Below are 26,239 nucleotides of genomic sequence, written 5' to 3'. Positions count from 1 at the left end.
AGCAGATTATGCACGTAGAATTTAGAACCGACAAAGGGAAAATCAGACATCATAACGAAGATAATGGCGGAGTTTTCCACAATCAGACGGGCGATCCGATCGTGATTGTAGCTGATGGAATGGGCGGACACCGGGCTGGCGATGTGGCCTCTGAAATGGCTGTTCGCTTACTTAGTGAAGCTTGGAAAAAAACGGAGGAATTTCTATATGCGCCTGATGTGGAGGACTGGTTTCGTGAAACCATCCAACAAATCAATCAGGAAATTGTAGCTTATGCTCATGAAGAATCTGGTTTAAAAGGGATGGGGACAACGCTTGTTGCCGCTGCTTTTACGCGTAGTCAAGTTGTGATTGCGAATGTTGGCGACAGTCGCGCTTATCTTTTGAATCGTAAAGAGTTGCAGCAAATCACAGAAGATCATTCGCTTGTTAATGAGCTTCTAAGAAAAGGTGAGATTTCAAAAGAAGATGCAGAAAACCATCCGCGTAAAAATATTTTATTGCGTGCGCTCGGTGTTGAAGGAAACGTTGAAACCGATACGTTTGCGGTTCCATTTGAAGCGAGTGATATTCTCCTGCTTTGTTCGGATGGACTTAGCAATATGATTGCAGAAGCAGAGATGGAACAAGTGCTTTTGAGTGAACGTACGCTTAGTGAAAAGGCAGATGCTTTTATTGCAAAGGCAAATGCTAACGGGGGCAAAGATAACATTACAGTTCTTCTCCTAACAAGAAATCTTAAAGAGGGGGGAGAAGCGAAGAGATGATGATCGGTAAACGTTTGAATGGACGCTATAAGATTTTAAGTCCGATTGGCGGCGGCGGGATGGCAAATGTTTTTCTGGCGCATGATATGATTTTGAATCGAGATGTTGCGGTTAAAATTTTACGAATTGATTTAACTGATGAAAGCAACTTGATTCGAAGGTTCCAACGTGAAGCGCAATCAGCGACGAGCTTAGACCACCCTAACATTGTTAGCATCTATGATGTTGGCGATGAAAATGATTTGCATTATATCGTCATGGAATATGTGGATGGCATGGATTTAAAACGCTATATTCAAGAAAACCATCCGATTTCGTTTGAAAAAGCGGTTGATATTATGCGACAAATTGTATCGGCAGTTTCTGCCGCACATGAACATCACATTATTCACCGGGATATCAAGCCGCAGAACATTTTGATTGATCAAAAGGGCGTTGTGAAAATTACCGATTTTGGTATCGCAATGGCACTTTCAGAAACGTCAATTACGCAGACTAATTCGCTGCTTGGATCGGTACATTATTTATCGCCAGAGCAAGCGCGAGGTGGGATGGCGACGCAAAAATCGGATGTCTATTCACTGGGGATTGTGATGTATGAGCTCTTGAGCGGCGAGGTTCCATACGACGGGGAATCGGCCGTTTCGATTGCAATCAAGCACTTGCAAGCGCAGATTCCTTCTGTTCGGCAGACAAATCCGGATATCCCGCAAAGTCTTGAAAATATTATCATTAGAGCGACAGCGAAAGATCCATTTGCTCGCTATCAATCAGCTGAAGAAATGGAAGCGGATTTGCGGACTTGTTTGGATCCTAGTCGACTGAATGAGCCTAAATATATTTTGAAGGCGGATGATGGAGATACGAAGACTGTCCCAATTATCCCTTCGAAGATGATGGCGGGGAATTTGGATGAAACGCTTGTTCCAGAAAACGCGGAAAAACAAGCGGAACAAATTGTGTCTGATGAGAAAGCTTTGGCGGAAAAGGAAGATCCAAAGCAAAGTAAAAAGAAAAAAAGCAAGAAGAAAAAAGCTTTTTGGATCATTTTGGTGATTATTTTGCTATTTGCGGGGCTAATTACGACGCTTTGGGCACTGGGACGCGAGCCGGATGATTTAACGATGCCAAATGTGGTCGGGAAAACGGAAGCGGAAGCTTTGTCGATTTTACAAAAAGATGGTTTTTCAATCGGGCGAACGGTGGAACGAAATAGTGATTCTGTGAAGGAAGGTCGCGTGATTAGTTCTGATCCGAAAGCGGGCGAAGAAAAAGCCAAGGGAACTAAAGTTACGCTTTATATTAGTATTGGATCGAAAAAAATCTCGATGGAAGATTATCGAGACGAAAGTTATGAAGAAACGAAAGAAACGCTTGAAGAACAAGGTTTTAAATCAATTAGTAAGAACGAGGAATACAGCAGTTCTGTAGAAGCTGGCAAGATCATTTCACAAGACCCATCCGCTGGGACGGAAGTGATCGCGAAGGAAACGAGTGTGAAATTCACTGTCAGTAAAGGAGCTCCACCGATTACGCTAAAAGATTTACGTGGCTATAATCAGCGAGCACTGGACGACTATGCTTCATCGAATGGAATCACAATCAAATCAACAGAGGAATATTCGGACTCTGTAGAAAAAGGGCAAGTCATTTCTCAAAGTCCTACTGCGGGTTCTAGCGTAAATAGTGGGGCGACTGTTAACGTGATACTTTCGAAGGGACCAAAGGAAAAACAAGTCAAAAAAGTGACCAAGACTTTGCAGATTCCTTACCGCGGGAACGAAGGCAATTCAGATAGTGATTCGGATGAAGAAGAATCCGCTTCGCCTGAATCAGAACATATTGTGATCTACATCGAAGACAAAAATCACAGCATGTCTTCTCCTTACAGGGAAATGGACATCACGAAAAATGAAACAGTTAGCATTTCTTTTGAAATCGAAGAAGGTTCAAGTGCGAGCTATAAAGTGTTAAACAATGGTTCTGTCGTTAGTGAAGAAACGGTTGCTTATCCGGGCTGATCGGCTCAAAAAGGAGGTTTTCGTACTGGAAGGTCAAATTATTAAGGCGCTGAGTGGATTTTATTATGTATATAGCGATGGCAAGACTTATCAAACGAGAGCGCGAGGGAATTTTCGAAAGCGAAAGTTGACGCCGCTTGTCGGGGATGATGTGGTATTTCAAGCGGATAACACAACGGATGGCTATATTTTGGAAATCTTGCCGCGTGAAAACGAACTCGTCCGGCCACAAATAGCGAATATCGACATTGCCATTTTGGTTTTTTCCGCTACGGAACCGACTTTTTCGACAAACTTAGCCGACCGGTTTCTAGTTGCGATTGAAAAAGAAGATATTACGCCTGTTATTTGTATTAGCAAGATGGATATCGCCTCAGAAAACGAGCAAACAGCAGCTCAGCAAGCAAAAGAAGTTTATGAAGCTGTCGGTTATGAAGTCTTTTTGACGAATCAAGAAGTGGATCAAGACGCTTTGCTTGAGCTTGTAAATGGGCGAGTTGCGGTTATTGCTGGCCAGTCTGGTGTTGGAAAATCGACTTTGCTCAATCAACTGAATCCTGAATTAACGCTTTCAACGGCCGAAATTTCAAATGCGCTTGGACGCGGTAGACATACGACGCGGCACGTGGAACTTTTGCCGATTGGCGAGGGATTCATTGCAGATACGCCCGGATTTAGTTCGATCGATTACGACGATTTGTTACCCGAGAACCTGCAGTTTTGCTTTCCAGAGATTGAAGATAGGCGAAGCGGCTGTAAGTTTCGAGGTTGTCTGCATGAAAATGAACCTGCCTGCGCCGTGAAAACGGCAGTTGCGGAAAAGGAAATTGCACATTTTCGCTACGACGATTATTTGCAAATTTTGACGGAATTAAAAAACAGAAAGCCGAGGTATTGAAAATGGGAAAAATTGCACCTTCAATTTTGAGCGCTGACTTTGCTAATTTAGAACGCGACATTAAAGAAGTAGAAAATCTTGGAGCTGATTATTTACATGTGGACGTGATGGATGGTCATTTTGTTCCAAATTTGACTTTTGGTCCAGATGTAGTGAAAGCGATACGCCCGCGGACGAAACTGCCGCTTGATGTGCATTTGATGATTGAAAATCCAGATGCGTATATTCCACAATTTGCGAAAGCGGGAGCCGATGTGATTTCCGTTCATGTTGAAACTTGTACGCACCTTCACCGCACTTTGCAGCACATTCGCTCTTTCGATGTGAAAGCCTCAGCGGTCCTTAACCCAGCCACACCAATTGATACGCTTTTCCACGTGTTAGATGAACTTGACATGGTGCTCTTTATGACAGTCAATCCCGGGTTTGGCGGTCAAAGCTTTATACCAGAAGTTTTGAATAAAATTGCCGCTTTTAAAGCATATATCACAGAACGCGGTTATGACATTGATATTGAAGTAGACGGCGGCGTGAATGAGGAAACAGCTAAGCTATGCCTAGATGCTGGTGCGAATATTTTCGTTGCGGGAAGCTACATTTATGGAAATGCCGACCGCTCGATTCCGGTAGAAAAATTGCGCCAAGTTGTTGGTGATTAAGGCAAGAATGAAGGCCTGAATGAGGATTTTCTGTCGGAAAAGGGGTTGAGATTTTGAAAGCAATACACATTATGGTAGGGGGACCGGCGGAACTTGTTCCGCCGCTCGATCCTTATCTTGCGGATGCGGACTGGATTGGCATTGATGGCGGAGCGAAGCGTCTTCTTGAGTTTGGGATTCCAATGAAAAAAGCGCTTGGAGACTTTGATTCATTATCATCTGAGGAGCTTGAAGCGCTGAAACAGCAAGTTGCGGATGTAACGGAGTTTCCGGCCGAAAAGGACTTAACGGATACGGAAATTGGCTTGATTGCTGCCATGGAAGAATTGCCGGATGTAATTCGGATTTTTGGAGCTACGGGTGGTCGGATGGATCACTTGCTGGCCAATTTGATGATGCTTACGAAGCCAGAATTTGAGCAAGCGATCCCGCTTGTTGAAATGATCGATTGCTACAATTGGATGAAGATGTATGTGCCAGGTCACTATGAAATTCAGAAGCTTGAGGAAATGCGTTATGCAGCATTTATAACGATGGGGAATGTTTCGGGGCTTACGCTTTCGGGCTTTAAGTATCCACTTGATGATGCTAGTTTTCCGTTTGCAAGGGCGCTTTCAAGCAATGAATTCACGCGGGATTCTGGATCGTTTTCGTTTGATTCGGGGCTTATTTTGATGATTCAAAGTAAAGACTAACAAGAAGGAGCGAGGCTTATTTTGAAAAGTAAGTATAACTGGTCGCTTATTTTTGGTGGACTGGGAATTATTTTTAGTTTGATTGTCCAAATTTTTACTGTCCGCAATGCCTTTTCTGCAAATTACTCGGGGAATTTGAAGGTACCCATCATGATCATGACGATCGCAAGCCTCGTTTTTATCATCGGCTTTGTCGTGGGTTATTCATTTCTTGTTCAAAAGAAATTTAAAATCGCGATTCCGATTATTTTTGTGAGCGGCATTCCATCCTTTATTTTTGTCCATATTTTTGCGGGAATGTTTATGGTAATTTGTGGACTTCTTGGAAAAGCATCGGAAACAGAATTTGAACAATAAAAAATCGGGTCAAGCTAAACCGCTTCCTAGTGAATTGAATTTTCACTAGCGAAGTTTCGGCAAGCTACCCGATTTTTTATTTTGGGCAAAAGAAAAAATGCAACGAAGTTCCGCTGCATTCCTATCTTTTAAACACGTTCTACTTTTCCAGATTTAAGCGCACGAGTTGAAACCCAAACTTTTTTAGGTTTTCCGTTTACGAGGATACGCACTTTTTGCAAGTTCGCTTTCCATGTACGTTTGCTTGAATTCATCGCGTGGGAACGACGGTTACCAGAACGAGATTTACGACCTGTAATCACACATTCTTTAGCCATTATAACCCCTCCTTATACCAAACTTCTCAAGATGTTTCAGAAAGAAAATCTAAAGAGCATCTTTACGGTTATTTTCATACACTAGAATAATTTATCATAGAAATTCATTTCTTGCAAGGACTTATGCGAAATTGCTGCAAAGATTTTTTACTTGACAGTAAAGTCATGAGCTTAGCTCGGGAAGAGAGGCTTTCAATCGTTTAGGGATTATAGTAAAATAGAGGCTGACGAAGAAACTAAACGCTTTCGAAACAGACTAAATCAGTTCAGGGAACTGGTTTCAAGGAGGAAATTTAATGTCACTTGAAATAGAAACGAAGCACGGCAAAGTGGCGATTACAGATGATGTGATTGCGACGATTGCTGGCGGGGCAGCGGAAGAAAACTTTGGGATTGTCGGCATGGCAAGCCGTCATCAAATTCGTGATGGCTTAACAGAAATTTTACGACGTGAAAATTATACAAAAGGTGTTATTGTTCGTAAAGAAGAAAATGGACTCCATATTGACATGTACATTATCGTTCGATTTGGAACAAAAATCTCTGAAGTAGCACATAATGTTCAGGAACGCGTGAAATACACGCTTGAAAAAACACTTGGACTTACAGTTGACTCTGTAAATATCTTTGTTCAAGGCGTTAAAGTTTTGGACGAGGATTAAGGGAGGCTTATTGAAGTTGGATACTACTTATCAGTTAAACGGTGAAAAATGGGCGACAATGATTGCGCTTGGTGCTGAAAATTTAACGAAAAATGCAGATTTCGTGGATTCACTAAATGTGTTCCCTGTTCCAGACGGTGATACAGGTACGAATATGAATTTGTCCATGACAAGTGGCGCAGAAGAAGTCAAAGCGAACGAAAGAACGCATGCAGGAGCTGTCAGTGCGAATCTTGCAAAAGGTCTTTTGATGGGCGCGCGTGGAAATTCTGGGGTTATTTTATCTCAATTGTTTCGCGGCTTTTCAAAGGCTGTAGAAGGCAAGGAAACACTTTCTGCGGTAGACTTTGCTGGTGGCTTTGTGAAAGGCGTTGAAACGGCTTATAAAGCGGTAATGAAGCCCGTTGAAGGGACGATTCTTACCGTCGCACGTGAAGCAGCTAAGGCGGGCATTGAAGCAGCGAAAAAAGACGATGCAACGATTGAAATGGTCATGCAAGGTATTTTAGAAAAAGGAAAAGAAGCCTTACAAAAAACGCCCGATCAGCTTCCTGTTTTAAAAGAAGTTGGAGTTGTAGATAGTGGCGGCCAAGGCTTAATTATCATTTATGAAGGCTTTTACGGGGCACTCACAGGCAACATGGAAATTCCAGATTATATGCTTTCGATGAGTGAACTTGTGACTGCTGAACATCATCGTCATGTTCAAGATTTCATGTCAACGGATGACATTAAATACGGCTATTGTACCGAAATCATGGTGCGTATTAATGAAAATAAACAGGGACAAAAGCCGTTTAACGAAACAGAATTTCGCGATCATTTAAGCACGATGGGAGATTCTCTTCTGGTTGTGGCAGATGATGAAGTGGCGAAAGTCCATGTGCATACAGAACACCCAGGCGATGTGTTCAATTACGGTCAAGAATTTGGTAGCTTGATTAAAATGAAAGTTGAAAATATGCGTGAACAGCATGATGCGATTGTTGCAAAACCGGAAGAAGTGAAAACCGAGCGGGTTCCTGTCGGAGTTGTTGCCGTAGCTGCTGGTGAAGGAACAAAGCAACTCTTTGAAAGCATGGGCGCGAATGTTCTTTCCGGCGGACAAACGATGAATCCGAGCACGGAAGATATTGTGAAAGCCATTGAAGAAGTTAATGCAGAGCAAGTTTTTGTTTTGCCAAACAATAAAAACATTTTGATGGCTGCTGAGCAAGCGGCGACACTACTCGGTGAAGAAAAAGTTCAAGTCATTCCTACGAAGACGATTCCAGAAGGACTTGCGGCGATGCTTAGTTATAAGCCGCAAACAGGATTCGCTGAAAATACAGGCGCGATGACTGGGGCGATTCAAGATGTGATGAGTGGATCGGTGACAACAGCGGTTCGGGATACGACTGTTGATGGCGTTGAGATTCATAAAGATGAATTTATCGGCATGGTAGCGGGTAAAATCAAGTTCAGTGAAAAAGCTCTTCAAGAAGCGGCGAAGAAAACCCTTCAAGCTATGCTTGATGAAGATAGTGAAATTGTGACGGTGCTTTACGGAGAAGGTGCTTCTAAAGAGGATGCAGAACAACTTCAAGATGCACTTTTAGAGGCGTTTCCTGATGCTGAATTTGAAATTCACGACGGAGGGCAGCCTGTTTATCCGTACATCTTTTCAGTGGAATAAAAGGAGAAAATAAGGATCAGGGAAGGGTGATTAGAAAGATGAAATTTAATAGCGTTTTCGATGTTATCGGTCCAGTTATGATTGGGCCATCCAGTTCGCATACGGCGGGGGCCAGTCGAATTGGTTCCATTGCAAGAAGTGTGTTTGGCGAGTCACCTGCACAAGTGGATATTCATTTATATGGTTCCTTTGCGAAAACGTACAAAGGACACGGCACAGATGTGGCATTAATCGGCGGCTTACTTGGCTTTGAGCCAGATGATCCACGAATTAAAAATGCTGCGGAATTAGCAAATGAAGCGGGAATGCACATTCAATTCATCGAAGAAACGGAAGAAGCCCCTCATCCGAATACGGTTAAACTGGTCCTTAAAAATGGTATGAAACAAATGACACTCGTCGGGGCTTCGATTGGCGGAGGAAAAGTGGAAATTATCCGCTTGAATGAATTCGAACTAGAATTTACAGGGACGGCTCCGGCGCTGCTTGTCTTGCATGAAGATAAATTCGGCTTGATCGCAAGTACGACTAAAATCATTGCGAATCATGAAATCAACATTGGCGCGATGAAGGTTTCTCGGAAAGTGAAAGGTGACGATGCGCTCATGGTCATCGAAGTCGACCAACTTGTTGAACAAGATTTACTCGATGAAATTGCAAAATTAGACGGCGTTTTCCAGGTAGCGAGCATTATTATTTAATTTAGGAGGATGAAAGTTATGTTTCGTACAGTGGCAGAACTGGTCGATATCGCAGAACGTGAAAATAAAGCTGTTTCGGAAATCATGATTGAACGTGAAATGAATGTTTCCGGTAAATCCCGTGAAGAAGTTTTTGAGGCGATGGAACGGAATCTTGATGTCATGGAAGAAGCGATTAAAGAAGGCGAAGCAGGCGTTGAATCTACAACTGGATTAACTGGTGGAGACGCTGTTTTAATGAATGATTATATTGACAAAGGGCAATTTTTGTCGGGCGAAGTTTTGCTCCGCTCTGTTCAAAAAGCGATTGCGACAAATGAAGTGAATGCGGCAATGGGCGTGATTTGTGCAACCCCTACTGCAGGAAGCGCGGGTGTGGTTCCCGGCGTTTTATTTGCCGTTAAGGATAAACTCGGACTTTCGCGGGAAGAAATGGTCAACTTTCTGTTTACTGCCGGAGCTTTTGGCTACGTGGTGGCCAATAATGCTTTTATTAGCGGCGCTGCAGGCGGCTGCCAAGCAGAAGTAGGTTCAGCGAGTGCGATGGCTTCTGCTGCCGTTGTAGAAGCGGCTCATGGAACGCCAGAACAGTCTGCGCATGCAATGGCAATGACGATGAAAAATATGCTGGGACTGGTGTGCGATCCTGTGGCGGGGCTTGTAGAAGTCCCTTGCGTAAAACGAAATGCCTTAGGATCTTCACAAGCGATCATCTCGGCGGATATGGCGCTTGCTGGAATTAAAAGTCGAATCCCGTGCGATGAAGTAATCGAAGCGATGCACCGCGTGGGACTTCAAATGCCGAGCAGTTTAAGAGAAACAGCTGAAGGAGGACTTGCGGCAACGCCAACAGGGCGCATGATCCAAGCGAAAATCTTTGGTTTGTCGCCAGACGGCATTGGCGAATAATTTAAATGAAATCCCACTGACGGCACTTAAAGGAATTGGCGCGGAAACAGCTAAAGCATTTAAAGAGCTCGGCATTGCAACAATTTATGAATTGCTTTGGAATTTTCCTTACCGGTATGAAGATTACCGAATGCGTGATTTAACGGAAGTGGACAACGGGGAACGGATTACGGTATTTGGAGAAGTTTTAACGGAACCGACTGTTTCTTACTATGGCCGAAAAAAATCAAAACTATCCTTTCGTCTGTCGGCAAGTGGCCAAGTTTTAAAAATTGATTTTTTTAATCAGCCTTATTTAAAAAATAAAATTGAATTAAATAGTGAAGTGACGATTTCCGGGAAATGGGATCGGAACCGGGCACAAATCACCGCAAGTAAATTTCATGCGGGCTTAAAAGCGCAAGAAGAAAATTTTGAAGGCGTTTATCGTTTAAAAGGGAACTTGCGTAACAAGACAATTTTGAAATATACAAAGCAAGCTTTTGAACTTTACGGGAATCAAATTGAGGAAGTTATTCCTCAGGAGTTCTTGCAGGCCTATCAATTAATTTCTCGGGCGGATGCTGTTCGAATTTTGCATTTCCCAAAAAGTGAAGCGGAATTAAAACAAGCACGCAGACGCATGGTTTATGAGGAATTTTTGCTGTTTCAAATGAAGATGCAGTTTTTCCGTAAAATCGAGCGAGAGCGCTCTGGCGGCATTTCGATTGATTATGATGTCCATGAGCTGCGTCGCTATATTGATTCGCTTCCATTTCCTCTAACAAATGCGCAAAAACGAGTGGTCAATGAAATCAGTGGTGATATGAAGTCACATTTTCACATGAATCGCTTGCTTCAAGGCGACGTGGGTTCTGGGAAAACGGTTGTCGCAAGCATCGCGATGTTTGCAGCCGCCTCAAGTGGCTTCCAAAGCGCTTTAATGGTACCAACTGAGATTTTGGCAGAGCAACATGCGGATTCACTTTTTGAACTCCTTGAGCCTTTTAATATCACGGTTGGGCTTTTGACAAGTAGTGTGAAAGGTAAAAAGAGACGCGAACTTTTGGCTATGCTTGAAGCGGGCGAACTCGATGTGCTGATTGGAACGCATGCGCTCATTCAAGATGATGTTATTTTTAAGAGACTTGGGCTTGTCATCACAGATGAGCAGCACCGCTTTGGTGTAAATCAGCGTCGTTTTTTGCGTGAAAAAGGAGAATATCCCGATGTGCTTTTCATGACGGCAACGCCAATCCCACGAACGCTCGCGATTACGGCTTTCGGGGAAATGGATGTGTCGATCATTGATGAGCTTCCGGCAGGTCGAAAAGAAATTGAGACCTTTTGGGTGAAACACGAGATGCTTGACCGAGTGATTTCGTTTATGGAAAAGGAAATTGAACAAGGTCGACAAGTTTATGTGATTTGTCCGCTGATCGAGGAATCTGAGAAGTTAGATGTTCAAAATGCGGTTGATTTTTACAATATTTTGCTTGGGAAATGGAAAGGGAAGTACACACCTGGACTCATGCACGGCAGATTACTTCCAGTAGAAAAAGAGGAACTGATGCGCGAGTTTAACGACGGAGCGATCGACTGTTTGGTTTCAACGACTGTTGTTGAGGTTGGCGTGAACGTGCCGAATGCGACGATGATGGTGATTTATGACGCGGATAGGTTTGGCTTATCGCAGTTGCATCAGTTGCGCGGACGAGTCGGGCGTGGCAGTCATCAATCTTACTGCATTTTAATTGCCGATCCCAAAACAGAAGTCGGGAAAGAACGAATGACAATCATGACGGAAACTAACGATGGCTTTGCATTAAGTGAGCGCGATTTGGAGCTTCGTGGGCCTGGTGACTTTTTCGGGAAAAAGCAAAGCGGTATTCCTGAATTTAAAGTGGCGGATATGGTGCACGATTACCGGGTACTCGAGCTAGCACGTCAAGATGCGGCCAAGATGATTTTTGAAGAAGATTTTATGAATGAACCCAGATTTACGCAGCTACGAAATTTACTGGAATCATTGGGCGTTTTCAGTGAGGAAAAATTGGACTAAAAACAGAAAAAACTTGCAAGCTGCTCACTTTTTATATAACATATTAGCGTAAACTTAAAATGCAACAAGATTGGATGGGAGAATCATTTGGTTTTTCCTATCCCGTTTTTTTAGCTTAAATTTAGTAGTAGGTATTAGGAGCATCAATCAAAAGAGATGAGGAATTCGAATGAAAAAGTATCCGAAGAAGGAGCGACAAGCCAAATTACAGGAAGTCATCGAAGCGAATCCGTTTATTACCGATGACGAACTGGCAAAGACATTTAACGTAAGCGTACAAACGGTTCGGCTTGATCGCGTGGCTCTTTCGATTCCCGAACTACGAGAACGAATTAAACATGTTGCGAGTGAAAATTTTACCGACTCTGTTAAAAGTTTGCCGCTTGAAGAAGTGATCGGTGAGATTATTGACATCAAGCTTGGTGAAAGTGCCATTTCGATTTTTGATGTGAAAGAAGAACATGTTTTCAAGCGAAATAACATCGCGCGGGGACACCATTTGTTTGCACAGGCAAATTCACTTGCGACAGCGGTCATTCCAAACGAACTTGCACTGACTACACAAGCTACAGTCCGATTTGTTCGTCAAGTCAAGCTTCATGAGCGAGTGGTCTCAAAAGCACTCGTTAGGAAGCGAACGGGTGAACGGACGATCACTATTGTGGATGTGCGCAGTTATGTTGGCGATGAAATCGTGTTAAAAGGCAAGTTTGAAATGTATCATGCCACAGAAAAAGTAAAAAGGACTGACGAAAAATGAAAATAGCAATTGATGCCATGGGCGGTGACAATGCACCAAAAGAAATCGTTTTAGGAGTCATGGAAGCCGCTAAACAATTTAAAGATGTTGAGTTTATTCTATTTGGAAAAGAAGAAGCAATTTTAGAACATTTGACAGACAAAACGCGTGTCACAATTGTACATACAGATGAAAAAATCGAAAGTGATGATGAACCGGTTCGTGCCGTAAAACGCAAGAAAAATGCATCAATGGTCCTTGCGGCAACGGCGGTTAAAGACGGAGAAGCGGATGCCTGCATTTCTGCTGGAAATACGGGGGCGCTTATGTCGACCGGTTTATTTGTTATCGGAAGAATTAAAGGAATCGAACGCCCTGCGCTTGCACCAACGCTTCCAACGATTAGCGGCAAAGGTTTTGTTATGCTTGATCTCGGGGCAAACTCGGATGCAAAAGCGGAGCATTTACTCCAGTTTGGCTTGATGGGCTCGATCTATGCGGAAAAAGTGCGGAAAATTGATCGACCTCGCATTGGGCTATTAAACATTGGGACGGAAGAAACCAAAGGAAACGAATTGACTAAAAAAGCGTTTGAACTGATGAAAGAACAAACGGCTTATCATTTTGTCGGAAATATCGAATCGAGAGATTTGCTCATGGACGTAGCAGATGTGGTTGTAACAGATGGCTTTACTGGCAACATGGTGCTAAAAAGCTTAGAAGGAACAGGAGCTGCCTTTTTCTCGATGCTTAAAATGAGCTTGATGAATAGCTTTAAGAATAAACTCGCGGCGGGTGTGCTGAAAAAAGATTTACTCGCACTCCGAGCTAAGATGGATTACAGCGAATACGGAGGCGCTTGTCTTTTCGGCGTACAAGCTCCTGTCATTAAAGCGCATGGCTCTTCAAACGCACACGGGATTTTTACAACTATCCGTCAAGCACGTGATATGATTCAAAAACAAATGGTCGAAACCATCAAATCAGAAATTGACCAAGGAAAATTAGGAGGAGAAACAATATGAACAAGCTAGCCTTTGTGTTTCCTGGCCAAGGTTCTCAAAAAGTGGGAATGGGGCAGGATGTTAGCGAAAAATACCCAGAAGCAAAAGCTGTTTTTGACCAAGCAGACGAGAAACTCGGGTTTTCACTTACGGAATTAATTTCGGCTGGTCCGCAAGAATTGCTGACAAAATCTGAAAATGCACAGCCTGCACTCGTTGCGACAAGCGCTGCAATTTTGCGTGTGTTAGAAGAAGCAGGAATCAAAGCGGATTATGCCATCGGACACAGTCTTGGCGAATATAGCGCACTTGTTGCGGCCGATTTTTTAACAGCGGCTGATGCTGTTTATCTTGTCCATCAACGCGGGAAATTGATGGAAGCGGCTGTTCCAGATGGGGCTGGTGCAATGGCAGCTGTTCTTGGACTGGATGCGGAAACGATTGAAAGTGTGACAGAGGCGATTTCTCTCCCTGTTCAAATTGCCAACTATAATTGTCCCGGCCAAATTGTGATTTCTGGATCGAAAGAAGGCATCGAGCAAGCGACGGAAGATCTTAAAGAAAAAGGAGCTAAACGCGTGATGCCGCTTGCTGTTAGCGGACCGTTCCATTCGGAATTAATGAAGCCGGCAGCTGAAAAATTTGCAGATGTCCTCAAAACCGTTACGATCCAAGATGGGGCGATCCCCGTTATCAACAATGTGGATGCAGCGCTTTTGACAGACAAAGCAGAACTGGAAGATAAACTCGTTCGGCAAATTTATTCGCCAGTTCGATTTGAACAATCCATTCGTGAACTGATTGCGCAAGGTGTGGATACGTTTGTTGAAATCGGAGCTGGGAAAGTAGCGTCTGGTCTCATCAAAAAAATTGATCGCGATGTGAAAGTCTTGAACGCATCCGATGTAGCAAGCCTTGAAGAAGTGATTGCGGAACTTAAAGGAGGAAACTAAATGGGCAAACTTAGCGGGAAAGTGGCAGTTGTTACAGGTGGCTCGCGTGGAATCGGACGTGAAATCGTATTGAAGCTTGCCGAAGAAGGCGCGAATATCTTTTTTAACTACGGTGGCCGGGCTGATGCAGCGAAAGAAACACTGGATCTGATTAGCGAATTTGGTATCGAAGCTGAAGCGATGAAAGCAGATGTTTCGAGCCCAGAAGATGTGGATGCTTTCTTTAAAGAAGTAGTGAGCCGTTTTGGCCGGATCGACATCTTGGTAAATAATGCGGGGATCACACGGGATAATCTATTGATGCGCATGAAAGAAGAAGAATGGGATGATGTGATCAACATCAATCTAAAAGGAACCTTCCTTTGTACAAAAGCAGTGAGTCGCACGATGATGAAACAACGCGCTGGCAAAATCTTGAATATGGCCTCCGTTGTAGGGATTGTCGGGAATGCCGGCCAAGCCAACTATGTAGCGAGCAAATCGGGCGTTATCGGACTAACGAAAACAACAGCACGCGAAATGGCTCCACGCGGTATTAATGTTAATGCCGTTGCACCAGGATTTATCCAAACAGATATGACAGATGAACTGGATGAAAAAACAAAAGAAATGATGTTAGATCAGATTCCGCTCCATGCTTACGGAAAGACAGAAGACATTGCAAATGCCGTGTTGTTCCTTGTAAGTGATGAAGCAAGTTATATTACGGGGCAAGTGCTTTCCGTAGATGGCGGCATGAACATGTAAATTAACTGTTTACGCGCGGAATGTTTTCTTATATAATACTTGAAGGGAGGTGAAGTTAACCATGACAGAACAAGAAGTATTGGAAAAAGTTACAGAGATCGTTGTCGACCGTTTAGGAGTTGAAGCGTCTAAAGTAACTTTGGAAGCTTCCTTCAAAGACGATCTAGGAGCTGATTCTCTAGACGTTGTTGAACTTGTAATGGAACTTGAAGACCAATTTGATATGGAAATCTCTGATGACGACGCTGAAAAACTTTCAACAGTTGGTGACGCAGTGAAGTACATAGAGGCACACCAATAATTTCAGCGAAAAGATAAATGAGGGTGTCAGATTGCTCCCCCCAGCACTTAAGCGAAGGAGAAGCAATTTGGCAGCCTCTTTTTCTACAGAGAAGAGGTTTATTTTCTAAGCAGCTTTTAGAGCGAGCTGTTTAGAAAATGAACTTGATTAAGAAAAGGAGAGGAACAAGTTCATGAATAACTGGGATGAATTGCAAGAAAGTGTGGGTTTTACCTTTAAAGATATTACGTTGTTACAAACGGCGTTTACCCATTCTTCCTATGTCAACGAACACCGTAAAGAACATTTAAAAGACAATGAAAGATTAGAATTTCTAGGTGATGCGGTACTTGAATTAACCGTATCTGATTATTTATTTAAAAAGTATCCGGACATGGCAGAAGGCCAAATGACCAAAATGCGCGCAGCGATCGTTTGCGAACCATCACTTGTTGAATTTGCAGATAGCGTCCATTTTTCCAAATATGTTCAACTTGGAAAAGGAGAAGAAAAAGCAGGCGGTAGAAATCGTCCAGCGCTTCTTGCGGATGTGTTTGAAGCCTTTATTGGCGCGCTCTATCTTGATAACGGGCTCGCAAAAGTGATTCAATTTTTAGAGCGCGTAGTTTTTCCGAAGATTGATACAGGTGTCTTTATGGAGACGGTCGACTATAAAACACAACTCCAAGAAATTGTGCAACGCGATCGTGATGTGCTGATCCAATATGATATTTTAGGTGAAAGTGGGCCAGCACACAGCCGTGCATTTGAAGCACAAGTAGTTGTGAATGGACAAGTTCTTGGAAAAGGAACAGGACGAACCAAAAAACAAGCCGAACAAAATGCAGCCGAGTTTGCAGTTCGGCAAATGATGCGGAACTAGGAACGGAAGGAGAGAAGCAGTTTGCTGTTAAAACGACTGGAAATGAACGGATTTAAATCTTTTGCGGATAAAGTGGCAATCGATTTTGTTCCTGGCATGACAGCGGTTGTCGGACCGAACGGAAGTGGGAAAAGTAACATTACAGAAGCGATCCGCTGGGTTTTGGGCGAGCAATCTGCAAAAAGCCTTCGTGGTGGACGAATGGGTGATGTTATTTTTGCTGGAAGCGACACGCGGAAACCGATTAATTTTGCTGAAGTGTCACTTGTGCTTGCAAATGATGATCATTACTTACCGCTCGATTACAGCGAAGTAGTTGTCACAAGACGAATTTACCGAAATGGGGACAGTGAATTTTTAATCAATAAGCAAACTTGTCGCTTGAAAGATATCGTAGATTTATTTATGGATTCCGGTCTTGGAAGAGAATCAATGTCGATCATTTCACAAGGGAAAATTGATGAAATTTTAAATAGTAAACCTGAAGAACGGCGCTCCATTTTTGAAGAAGCAGCCGGCGTTTTAAAATACAAAAATCGCAAGAAACAAGCGGAGAACAAACTTGTTGAAACAGAAGAAAACTTAAATCGGGTAGAAGATATTTTGCACGAACTGGACGGACAGCTCGAACCGCTTGAAATTCAGGCTTCGATTGCGAAAGATTACCTCTACCAGCAAGAAGAGCTTGAAAAGTATGAAGTGGGCTTGATTGCTTTTGAGTTAGAGGCAATTGCAAGAAAATTAGAGGGAAGCCGCACCAAATTTATGGAGAATCAAGCGGCTCTCGTTGAACTTAGAAAAGAAATAGCGAACCTTGAAGGGGACGCTTTCTCGGGAAAAGAAAAAATCACCGAAACCGATGAAACGCTTGAAAAAATGCGAAATGACTTGTTGCATGAAACGGAGCGACTGGAACAACTTGAAGGCGAACGAAACCTTGTGCTTGAAAGGAAAAAGCATGGTAGTGAAAATGCGAGCATTCAGCAAGATACGCTCGCGCAGGCGCTTGAAAAAATTGCATCACTAGAAACCGAAAAAGAGAAATTGCTGACTGGAAAACGTGAAAAAGAAGCGGCTTATGAAGTTTCAGTACGCGAGCAAAAAGAATTGCTTGAAAAACTAAAACATTATGATGCGCTTTCAGAAGAAGCGATTGAAAACCAGAAAAGTGATTTATTCGAGTTGAAATATCAAGAAACGACGATTCGTAATGATATTGGCTATGTGGAGCGCGAAATTGCGCAACAGGAAGCTAAAACGGCACGACTCGATCATGAAAACCGAGAACATTTGAAAACGCGTGAAGAGCAAGCGAAGCGAACTGAAAAGATGCGCGAAGAACTTGACGAGATTCACCTGGAAATTGAAGAACAACTTGGAATCTATCAAGATGTGAAACAAGTTGTGGAACAAAAGACGAACGAATTTGAACGTGCGGAACGTGAACTTTATCGGCATTATGAAAAAGTTCAGCAAACTAAATCGCGTAAAGAAACGCTTGGCGAACTGGCAGAAGATTATGCAGGCTTTTTCCAAGGCGTTCGTGAAGTATTAAAAGCCAAAGAAACGCTTGGCGGCATTCACGGGGCATTAGTTGAACTCATTCAAATCCCAGCCGATTACAGGAAAGCAATGGAAATCGCGCTGTCAGCAAGTGCGCAGCATGTGGTCGTTGAAAGCGATCAAGCGGCGCGTGAAGCGATTCAATATTTGAAGAAGACGCATGCTGGACGCGCGACATTTTTACCTCTTTCGACGATTCAGCCACGTCATATTCCAGAAGCAACTCGTGGTGCGCTTCGAAACGAACCTGCTTTTATTAACCTTGCAAGTGAAGTAGTCACTTATGATGAAAAGTTTGCTCCGGTCATTTTAAATACCCTTGGAACAACGATTCTTGCCAAAGATTTGCGTGGGGCTTCAAGACTTGCGAAACTCGTAAATTACCGTTTCCGCGTGGTGACGCTTGACGGCGACGTAGTTAACGCTGGGGGCTCGATGACAGGGGGAGCAACGAAACAAGGTAAGTCCTCAATCATCAGCCGGAAAAATGAACTGGATGAACTGGCAAAAGTGCTTGCGGCGCTTGAAAGAGAAACGGCGCAATACGAAGAAACCGTGAAAAAAGCCAAAGAAGTTCTGGCCAATAAGCGAAGTGAGCTCGAAGAAACGCGGCAAATCGGTGAAAACTTGCGGATGCGCGAACACGAAGTGAAAAGCAAGCATGAACGCGAGCTAGAGGCGTTTGAGCGGATCAACAAACAACTCTCGCTGTACGATGCAGAAAAGAAATCTGGTGAAGAAGAAATGACAGCTCTCAAGAAACGCAAGGAAGAGCTTCTTTCGAATCAGTTGAAATTAGGTGAAGAAATCGAAAGTCTTGACCAGAAGATTCAGCAAACGACAGAAGAAAGCAAAGCAGCAAGCAGCCGAAAGAAAGCCGATGAAAAAGTTCTTTCCGCGCTTCAAGTGAAGATGGCGGCACAAAAAGAACAACTACAAACGGCGACAAATGACGTCGAACGCATTGAAGCGGCTCTTTTTGAACAATATCAAGAAAAAGAAGCAGCCGAATCGAAAATCCAAGCATTACAAGATAACTTGACGAACGTTTCCACTTCAGTAGAGGAAACCAGTCGTGAAATTGAAAAACTACGGGCGCAAAAAGAAGAGACTGCCCTTAAAATTCAAACGCTAAGTGAAGAACGTTCGGAACTGCAAAAAGAAGTGAAGCAACTCGAAGAAAAACTCACGGAAGAAAACAATAAAGCAAGTTTCTATCTTGAGCAGAAAAACCAAGCTGAAATTGAAATTGGCCGTGCAGAAGTGGATGCGAAAAACCGAGCGGACCGCTTGCTTGAAACGTACGGAGTCTCTCTAGAAGAAGCACAAGAACGCGAAGTACCAGATATGCCAGAAGAAGAACTTCGAGGTAAGGTGCGCCTCTTGAAGCGCTCTATTGAAGAACTGGGGACTGTCAATTTAGGAGCAATCGAAGAATTCGACAGGATTAGTGAACGCTTTGATTTCTTAAAAGGTCAGCAAGAAGACTTGTTAAATGCTAAAGAAACGCTATTCCAAGTGATGGGTGAGATGGATGAAGAAGTGAAAAAACGCTTTGGTGAAAGCTTTGAAGCGATTAAACATGAATTTTCTGCTGTATTTCCTGAGCTTTTTGGAGGCGGAAAGGCAGAACTTGTTCTTTTAAATCCAGAAGACTTGTTAACCACTGGAATTGATATCGTCGCACAGCCGCCAGGGAAAAAACTACAAAATCTCTCGCTTCGTTCAGGCGGAGAGCGTGCATTAACAGCAATCGCCCTCTTGTTTGCGATCATTCGCGTTCGACCTGTACCGTTTTGTATTCTGGACGAAGTAGAAGCGGCACTTGATGAAGCCAACGTGGTTCGTTTCAGTCGCTATTTAAAGCAATTTGAACAGTCAACACAATTCATCGTGATTACGCACCGCAAAGGCACGATGGAAGAAGCCGATGTACTTTACGGGGTAACGATGCAAGAATCTGGCGTTTCAAAACTGGTCTCTGTTAGACTAGAAGAAACAGCCGAACTGATCAAGTAAAGGAGAACAATGCGATGACTTTTTTCAAAAAACTAAAAGAAAAAATGACAGGGCAACAAAACGAAGAAAAATCCGAGAAATATAAAGAAGGCTTAACGAAAACAAGAAGTAGCTTTTCTGGCAAGCTCAATGAAATCATGGCGCGTTACCGCAAAGTGGATGAAGACTTCTTTGAAGATGTAGAAGAAGCACTTATCGGAGCCGATGTCGGTTTTGAAACCGTGATGGACTTGATTGATGAACTCAAACAAGAAGTGAAGCTACGAAACATTAGTGATCCAAAAGAGGTGGAAGGCGTCATCGTTGAAAAGCTTGTTGCCATCTATGAAGGCGCAGGGGACGCGGAGCCAGCTTTAAATATCCAAGAAAATGGTCTTACCGTGATTTTGTTCGTGGGTGTAAACGGCGTTGGAAAAACGACGACGATTGGAAAGCTCGCTCACCAATTTAAATCTGAAGGTAAAAAAGTCGTTTTGGCGGCGGGAGATACTTTCCGGGCGGGAGCAATCGACCAACTAGAAGTTTGGAGCGAACGCGCTGGTGTTGACATCATTAAACACGCAGAAGGCGGTGACCCCGCAGCAGTTGTGTTTGATGCTGTTCAATCAGCCAAAGCAAAGGGAGCCGATATTCTACTTTGTGATACGGCTGGACGCTTGCAAAACAAAGTCAACTTAATGAATGAACTAGAAAAAGTAAAACGCGTGATTGCACGTGAAATTCCAGATGCTCCGCACGAAGTGTTGCTCGTTTTAGATGCTACAACAGGGCAAAATGCTTTTGTTCAAGCGAAACAATTTAAAGAAGCAACTGACGTTTCGGGGATTGTGCTGACGAAACTCGACGGGACAGCGAAAGGTGGAATCGTGATCGCGATTCGAAACGAATTAGAAATTCCAGTGAAATTCGTTGGTCTTGGTGAAAAAATTGATGACCTTGAGCCTTTTGATGCGACAGATTATGTCTATGGCTTATTCGCCGATTTAATCGACCAAAAAGCAGAAAAATAAAAGAGAGACTAGAACAAAAGGGAAGCATTCATTTCTCAAGCTGTTCTAGTCTTTTTCTAGTTGACATTCTTTGACTAAACACGTAATCTAGAACAAGGAAGAGGTGTTTCGTTTGTTTGATAAGACTACCCGAATGAACATGCTGTTCGATTTTTACGAAGGTTTGTTAACGGAAAAGCAAAAAGCCTATCTTTCTCTTTATTATCTTGATGATTTTTCACTTGGAGAAATCGCTGAAGAATTTGAAGTTAGCAGGCAAGCCGTGTATGATAACATCAAACGGACAGAAGAAAGCCTTGAAAACTATGAAGAAAAGCTAGGAATGTTAAAGAAATATACTGAACGTGAGCAAGTGCTTCGTAAACTTGAAGAAGCTTATCAAAAAGCGGGTTTACAAAGTGATGAAGTGGAAGCCTTGTTGAACGAGTTAAAATTGATTGATTAGGAGGCCGATTTTATGGCATTTGAAGGATTAGCTGGAAGACTTCAAGAAACAATGAATAAAATTCGCGGCAAAGGGAAGGTGACGGAAGCGGACGTAAAAGAAATGATGCGCGAAGTCCGACTTGCACTTCTTGAAGCCGATGTAAACTTTAAAGTCGTTAAAAACTTTATTAAAACGGTTAGTGAACGAGCTGTAGGCTCCGATGTCATGAAGAGTCTAACGCCTGGACAACAAGTTATTAAAATCGTCCAAGAAGAACTTACCAACTTAATGGGCGGCGAAGAAAGCAAGCTTGAAGTAGCGGACAAGCCGCCAACGGTTGTGATGATGGTCGGTTTACAAGGGGCCGGTAAAACAACGACAACTGGTAAACTTGCGAATTTGCTACGGAAAAAATACAATCGTAAACCTTTACTCGTGGCGGCTGACGTGTATCGTCCTGCTGCGATTAAACAACTGGAAACACTCGGTAAACAGTTAAACATGCCCGTTTTCTCTCTGGGCGATCAAGTGAGTCCCGTTGAGATTGCTAAACAAGCGATTGAAAAAGCAAAAGAAGAACACCTTGACTACGTCTTAATTGATACGGCTGGGCGACTTCATGTTGACGAAGAGCTAATGGATGAGCTCAAGAAGGTAAAAGAAGTGGCTTCTCCATCTGAAATTTTGCTTGTCGTGGATTCCATGACGGGGCAAGATGCGGTTAATGTGGCTGAAAGCTTCAATGAACAACTTGGCTTAACGGGTGTTGTCCTGACGAAACTTGATGGTGATACTCGTGGCGGGGCCGCTTTATCCATCCGTGCCGTAACAGGAAAACCAATTAAATTTGTCGGAACAGGTGAAAAGATGGAAGCCCTCGAAAGCTTCCACCCAGACCGGATGGCTTCGCGAATTCTTGGCATGGGAGATGTCCTGTCGCTGATTGAAAAAGCGCAAACGGATGTTGACCAAGAAAAAATGCGCGAAATGGAACAAAAAATTCGAGAAAATTCGATGACATTTGATGACTTTCTTGATCAATTACAACAAGTGAAACAAATGGGGCCGCTTGATGAGCTGCTCAAGATGATTCCAGGTGCAAACAAAATGAAGGGGATGGACAACCTTCAAATGGACGATAAGCAACTTGGACATATTGAGGCGATCATTAAATCCATGACAAAAATGGAAAAAGATAATCCCGATATCATCAATGCAGGTCGTAGGAAGCGTATTGCACGCGGAAGTGGGCGACCGATTCAAGAAGTCAATCGGCTGCTTAAGCAATTCAATGAAATGAAGAAAATGATGAAACAAATGTCAGGCGGTATGGGCGGAAAAGGGAAGAAGAAGAAAAATCCATTCGGCAACTTCAAACTTCCGTTCTAGCCAGTAGAAAGGCGAAGCAAACGAGCTTCGTTTTTCTTTTGAACAAAAAATTTAGTCTGTAAAGAAAAAAAACTTTACAAACAAATCCTTTACTGGTAATATATATACTTGTGTAAGACTTTATGGAGGTGTAATTAAAAATGGCAGTTAAAATTCGTTTAAAACGCATGGGTTCAAATAAGAAACCTTTTTACCGTATCGTAGTTGCTGATTCACGTTTCCCACGTGACGGTCGTTCGATCGAAACAGTTGGGACATACAATCCACTTGTAGATCCAGCAGAAGTTAAAATTGATGAAGAATCCGTTTTGAAATGGATGCACAATGGTGCAAAACCTTCAGACACAGTTCGTCACTTGTTGTCTGACAAAGGAATCATGGAAAAATTCCATAATCAAAAACTTGGGAAATAAGGAGGCTAGTTGCGAATGGAAGATTTAATTCTCGCCATCGTTAAGCCGCTTGTTGACCATCCGGATGACGTTTCGCTCCACGCTGAGGAATCAGATTCCACTTACTTCTATCAATTGTCCGTGAACAAAGAAGATATGGGACGAGTGATCGGAAAGCAAGGGCGCATCGCTAAAGCTATTCGAACGCTAGTTTATGCAGCTGGTCAAAAGGCTGATAAAAAAGTTCGTCTTGAAATCATCGACTAAGTTCACCAAAAAGCCGCTGTTCTTCTAAATATTTAGAAGAACAGCGGCTTTTTATTTTAAAGTGGGGAGTTACTCAAATTCCATTCAATTATACTTTGATAAATTTGCTTAGCTTTCGCTGCACCAGGCGGGACCTTAAGGAAGAGTCCTTGATTTTTTGCCCAAAGAACATCGTAGAAATCGGCCGTATTACTTTTACCATCGAAAACGATGGTCGAATTTTTCTCGCTGATGATTTGTTCAGAAGAAGCATTTCTTTTAAAGATAAGGATATTAGTTAAAACATCTTTTTGTTTGGTCTTAAATGGAGAAACTTGCCTAACCGTAACTTGCCAATTGTTATTCCAGTTTTTACTGCGCCGTCTCGTATCTTCTACTACTATTTTCCAATTGGGGTCTTCACGGGATATTTCGCTTGTAAAGCTTTGAATCCAGCCGTTTTGAAAAGCTAATGTATTTGGCACATCATAAAATTGTAAAGCTCCAGAAAAAATAGGCCCAAAATCAAGTGGGTCGGGGCTTTTTAGTGTGAGTTGATCCCCGTTATAATCTGTACCTGTAATCGAAGGTGTACTACTTAGCTTTGTACCTACGATATGCATTGCATCAGTGGAGTTGACTTTCACATTGAAATTTAAGGCAATAGAGTTATTTTGAGAGAGTTTTAACCAGTTTGGGTCAAAATTTCGCTTATCTACACATATCGTTCGAGATTTAGAATCATAAAGTGAATCCCAAGGTACTTGCTTCTTATCTCCATTCGGTCCAGTTAGAGTAAGTAAATCACTCAATTTAGTAGGCTCAACACCAATCGGAAGTGGAATTCTCCACTTGGCTTGACCTGCGCGGAAACCGGAATTAGCCGTTTGATTTTGGAGCTCGTACTGGAGTGTTAATGAATCTCCTAACAAAATTCGTTGGTCTTCTTTTGTTGCCGTTTGATTGCTTGCTTTAAGAGAAAAATTTATAGTTGGTGCTGGAAGTCGGTCGACAGAAATAATCGCTTTTTGTTCAATATCTTGGTTTTGATAGAAAACCGTATATTTCCCAAGTTTGTGTGTATTTACAGTACCATTAACTTGAATAGCTTTAGGATCAAAAGAAATAGCAGATCCATCTGGTTTTTTAGCGGAAACAAAATTATCCTTTGGATTCCAAGTTTGTCCAATTTTGATGGATGAATTTTTCACCTTTAATTCACTTTGATTCAGAAGAACAGTATGAGTTATCATATTGGACTGAATCGTTGATGTGTTTTCCGCTGATAGTTCTGCCTGATTCGTTACAGTGGAGTTAGGAGGTGTGTTTGCTTTTACTCTAACTTTGAAGTTGACCGTGCCTTTCTGGTTTTTACTAATAATCCCCTGTAGAGATCCCTTAGAAGAAACTTCCATTCCAGAAAACAATGGACTAGTTCCAGCGATATCTTTTACGGTCTCACCATCTAACTTTGTGCTGTTTGGGACATATTCTGTACCTTCTGGCAGAGTTGTACTGAGAAGAGAATGGCTAGAAGCAAGATTTCCCAGATTGTTGAAGGTCAAGGTATACTCAATTTCTTTTCTTTGATAAACCCCTGCACCTGATGTGGGATTCGCTTGCATAGAAAGTGTAAGGTGGGTATTAAAGTATGGATAAAATGGGGAAGCTAAATCATAGGTACCATAAGCACCAAGCTTCGGACCTACAGCTTTTACTTCGCCTGTTCCCATATCAATTTTTGAAAAGCTTCCTCTTCCATAAACGCCACTACCAAGTAGCATCTCACCATTGGATAAGAAAGCAATACCGCTGTATCCGTAGTTGCTATCTACAGTAAAAGGGATTTTTAATTGAAGGGTTTTTAGAACCTTTGCACTTTGGATATCTATTTTTTGTAAATACTGATCTGTTAAAATGCCATTGGCTTTTTTGTAAGAAACCTTCCAAAGCGTTCCATCTCCATCAAAGGCCATATCGCCAGTCATTGTTAACTTACTTTGATCGTTTGGAGTAGGGAAAACAATATTTTTTACTTGGAGTAACTTTTTGGTTTTAACATCAACTAAAATCAGTTGGATGGCTTGATCTGGACTAGTGATCATTGCAACATAGACCCCGCTTTTAGAAATTCCGCCACCAACAAAAGATTTGCAAGGTGTTTTACCAACAACTGTTTTCGTGTAGGTGCCATCTCCTTTAACTTCATATAAAGAAAATTCAGAACCAATATGATCCAGAATATAAAGCTTATTGTTATACCAGCCTAATTGATTTTTTAAATTTTTAATGGGAATTTCACCATTTAAAACTATTTTATTTTGAATCATCGCTTGATTATCGAAGGCTTGAAGATAACCATTACTAATCGAATAAATTTCTGGAAGAGATAAATCCAGTGGTTTTACTTTTTTATCTTGAAAAGTAGAATCACTTTGTTTGGCATTATAAATTTGTGGTTCTTGAACTTTAAAAGTTACCGGTTTGGATTCTACTGTTTTTTCGTTTCGTGTCGCAAATAGTTTGAACGAAAATTCACCTTTTCTGTGTGCTTTTAATTGAATGGTTATTGTTTTCTGCTTAGTTTGTTCCCAGTCAATAACTAGTTGATGATTGATTTTATCGAAAGTCACTGCGGCTTGAGAACTGTGTACTGGTATGTATTCAAATGAATTGGGAATTGGCAAATAGACTTTTTGCTCACCGGGTTGTTTATCAACGACTTGAAGCGAGAATATTTCATTTTGATCAACCTTTGTTTTGAACGAAGCTAGCTGCAAATCATCAACTTGTCTATTTTCTGCAAATAAATGCGGAATGAAAAATAAGCCTGTACCAAGGACCAACAAGATTGGGAGTAGTTTTAACCAATTCTTTGCTGTCAA

General features: G+C 42.3%; 25 protein-coding genes. 23 read left to right on the top strand and 2 right to left on the bottom strand.

Features of this window, described 5'->3' with window-relative positions; translation table 11 throughout:
* The first annotated feature begins 8 nt into the window (after positions 1 to 8).
* From UR08_RS06000 to UR08_RS05975, 6 genes are read left to right on the top strand one after another with little or no spacing between them, the layout of a single operon-like run.
* A complete protein-coding gene (locus UR08_RS06000) occupies positions 9 to 767 on the top strand; it encodes a Stp1/IreP family PP2C-type Ser/Thr phosphatase (RefSeq protein WP_115752776.1) in 759 nt (252 codons plus the stop codon).
* Positions 764 to 2,788 carry a Stk1 family PASTA domain-containing Ser/Thr kinase gene (gene pknB / locus UR08_RS05995; RefSeq protein WP_115752775.1) on the top strand — a complete coding sequence of 675 codons (2,025 nt, stop codon included), beginning with the start codon at positions 764 to 766 and terminating at the stop codon, positions 2,786 to 2,788. The genes UR08_RS06000 and pknB overlap by 4 nt, the downstream gene beginning before the upstream one ends.
* On the top strand, positions 2,745 to 3,686 hold the full coding sequence (rsgA, locus tag UR08_RS05990; RefSeq protein WP_115752774.1) for a ribosome small subunit-dependent GTPase A: 942 nt from the start codon (positions 2,745 to 2,747) through the stop codon (positions 3,684 to 3,686). The genes pknB and rsgA overlap by 44 nt, the downstream gene beginning before the upstream one ends.
* 2 nt (positions 3,687 to 3,688) lie before the next feature.
* Positions 3,689 to 4,345 carry a ribulose-phosphate 3-epimerase gene (rpe, locus tag UR08_RS05985; protein WP_115753732.1) on the top strand — a complete coding sequence of 219 codons (657 nt, stop codon included), beginning with the start codon at positions 3,689 to 3,691 and terminating at the stop codon, positions 4,343 to 4,345.
* Between the two features lie 53 nt (positions 4,346 to 4,398).
* A complete protein-coding gene (locus UR08_RS05980) occupies positions 4,399 to 5,040 on the top strand; it encodes a thiamine diphosphokinase (RefSeq protein ID WP_115752773.1) in 642 nt (213 codons plus the stop codon).
* A 21-nt stretch (positions 5,041 to 5,061) separates the two neighbouring features.
* Positions 5,062 to 5,397, top strand: coding sequence for a hypothetical protein (locus UR08_RS05975; protein ID WP_115752772.1), 336 nt, complete (start codon positions 5,062 to 5,064; stop codon positions 5,395 to 5,397).
* A gap of 128 nt (positions 5,398 to 5,525) precedes the next feature.
* Here UR08_RS05975 and rpmB read toward each other — a convergent pair whose 3' ends face one another.
* Entirely contained in the window at positions 5,526 to 5,714 is a 189-nt protein-coding gene (gene rpmB, locus UR08_RS05970; RefSeq protein WP_036096174.1) for a 50S ribosomal protein L28, read from the bottom strand.
* A gap of 296 nt (positions 5,715 to 6,010) precedes the next feature.
* Between rpmB and UR08_RS05965 the strand changes: the two genes are divergently transcribed.
* The 17 genes from UR08_RS05965 to UR08_RS05885 all read left to right on the top strand — a co-directional run bounded on the left by UR08_RS05965 (position 6,011) and on the right by UR08_RS05885 (position 23,375).
* A complete protein-coding gene (locus UR08_RS05965; protein WP_036070467.1) occupies positions 6,011 to 6,376 on the top strand; it encodes an Asp23/Gls24 family envelope stress response protein in 366 nt (121 codons plus the stop codon).
* Positions 6,377 to 6,434: 58 nt separating this feature from the next.
* Positions 6,435 to 8,051, top strand: a complete 1,617-nt coding sequence (locus tag UR08_RS05960) for a DAK2 domain-containing protein (protein ID WP_115753731.1) — start codon at positions 6,435 to 6,437, stop codon at positions 8,049 to 8,051.
* A 38-nt stretch (positions 8,052 to 8,089) separates the two neighbouring features.
* A complete protein-coding gene (gene sdaAB / locus UR08_RS05955; RefSeq protein ID WP_115752771.1) occupies positions 8,090 to 8,752 on the top strand; it encodes an L-serine ammonia-lyase, iron-sulfur-dependent subunit beta in 663 nt (220 codons plus the stop codon).
* 18 nt (positions 8,753 to 8,770) lie between these two features.
* Positions 8,771 to 9,661 (top strand): L-serine ammonia-lyase, iron-sulfur-dependent, subunit alpha, encoded by an 891-nt coding sequence (gene sdaAA, locus UR08_RS05950; RefSeq protein ID WP_115752770.1) that lies wholly within the window; start codon positions 8,771 to 8,773, stop codon positions 9,659 to 9,661.
* Complete coding sequence (gene recG / locus UR08_RS05945; protein ID WP_115752769.1) at positions 9,651 to 11,702, top strand: ATP-dependent DNA helicase RecG; 2,052 nt, start codon at positions 9,651 to 9,653, stop codon at positions 11,700 to 11,702. The genes sdaAA and recG overlap by 11 nt, the downstream gene beginning before the upstream one ends.
* Positions 11,703 to 11,871: 169 nt before the next feature.
* Entirely contained in the window at positions 11,872 to 12,462 is a 591-nt protein-coding gene (fapR, locus tag UR08_RS05940; RefSeq protein ID WP_115752768.1) for a transcription factor FapR, read from the top strand.
* Positions 12,459 to 13,466 (top strand): phosphate acyltransferase PlsX, encoded by a 1,008-nt coding sequence (gene plsX, locus UR08_RS05935; protein ID WP_115752767.1) that lies wholly within the window; start codon positions 12,459 to 12,461, stop codon positions 13,464 to 13,466. The genes fapR and plsX overlap by 4 nt, the downstream gene beginning before the upstream one ends.
* Positions 13,463 to 14,398, top strand: coding sequence for an ACP S-malonyltransferase (gene fabD / locus UR08_RS05930; RefSeq protein ID WP_115752766.1), 936 nt, complete (start codon positions 13,463 to 13,465; stop codon positions 14,396 to 14,398). Before plsX ends, fabD begins: the two co-directional genes overlap by 4 nt.
* The gene (gene fabG, locus UR08_RS05925; protein WP_115752765.1) at positions 14,399 to 15,145 is read left to right on the top strand and encodes a 3-oxoacyl-[acyl-carrier-protein] reductase; all 747 of its coding nucleotides are present in this window, start codon (positions 14,399 to 14,401) and stop codon (positions 15,143 to 15,145) included.
* 61 nt (positions 15,146 to 15,206) lie between these two features.
* A complete protein-coding gene (locus UR08_RS05920) occupies positions 15,207 to 15,446 on the top strand; it encodes an acyl carrier protein (protein ID WP_115752764.1) in 240 nt (79 codons plus the stop codon).
* 172 nt (positions 15,447 to 15,618) lie between these two features.
* Complete coding sequence (rnc, locus tag UR08_RS05915; RefSeq protein ID WP_115752763.1) at positions 15,619 to 16,308, top strand: ribonuclease III; 690 nt, start codon at positions 15,619 to 15,621, stop codon at positions 16,306 to 16,308.
* A gap of 21 nt (positions 16,309 to 16,329) precedes the next feature.
* The gene (gene smc / locus UR08_RS05910) at positions 16,330 to 19,890 is read left to right on the top strand and encodes a chromosome segregation protein SMC (protein WP_115752762.1); all 3,561 of its coding nucleotides are present in this window, start codon (positions 16,330 to 16,332) and stop codon (positions 19,888 to 19,890) included.
* Positions 19,891 to 19,904: 14 nt separating this feature from the next.
* Positions 19,905 to 20,900, top strand: coding sequence for a signal recognition particle-docking protein FtsY (gene ftsY, locus UR08_RS05905; RefSeq protein ID WP_115752761.1), 996 nt, complete (start codon positions 19,905 to 19,907; stop codon positions 20,898 to 20,900).
* A 112-nt stretch (positions 20,901 to 21,012) separates the two neighbouring features.
* Positions 21,013 to 21,345 carry a putative DNA-binding protein gene (locus UR08_RS05900; protein ID WP_115752760.1) on the top strand — a complete coding sequence of 111 codons (333 nt, stop codon included), beginning with the start codon at positions 21,013 to 21,015 and terminating at the stop codon, positions 21,343 to 21,345.
* A gap of 12 nt (positions 21,346 to 21,357) precedes the next feature.
* Entirely contained in the window at positions 21,358 to 22,716 is a 1,359-nt protein-coding gene (ffh, locus tag UR08_RS05895) for a signal recognition particle protein (RefSeq protein ID WP_115752759.1), read from the top strand.
* A gap of 140 nt (positions 22,717 to 22,856) precedes the next feature.
* Positions 22,857 to 23,129, top strand: a complete 273-nt coding sequence (gene rpsP, locus UR08_RS05890) for a 30S ribosomal protein S16 (RefSeq protein WP_115752758.1) — start codon at positions 22,857 to 22,859, stop codon at positions 23,127 to 23,129.
* A gap of 15 nt (positions 23,130 to 23,144) precedes the next feature.
* Entirely contained in the window at positions 23,145 to 23,375 is a 231-nt protein-coding gene (locus UR08_RS05885) for a KH domain-containing protein (RefSeq protein WP_115752757.1), read from the top strand.
* A 56-nt stretch (positions 23,376 to 23,431) separates the two neighbouring features.
* On the opposite strand, the gene UR08_RS05880 is transcribed toward UR08_RS05885, so the two are convergent.
* Entirely contained in the window at positions 23,432 to 26,239 is a 2,808-nt protein-coding gene (locus UR08_RS05880; protein ID WP_165849953.1) for a bacterial Ig-like domain-containing protein, read from the bottom strand.

Origin of the sequence: Listeria kieliensis (genome assembly GCF_003369925.1) — a bacterium.
Classification (GTDB): Bacteria; Bacillota; Bacilli; order Lactobacillales; family Listeriaceae; genus Listeria; species Listeria kieliensis_A.
The sequence above is the reverse complement of the archived record's forward strand: the minus strand, read 5'-3'. Positions and strand labels throughout refer to the sequence as shown.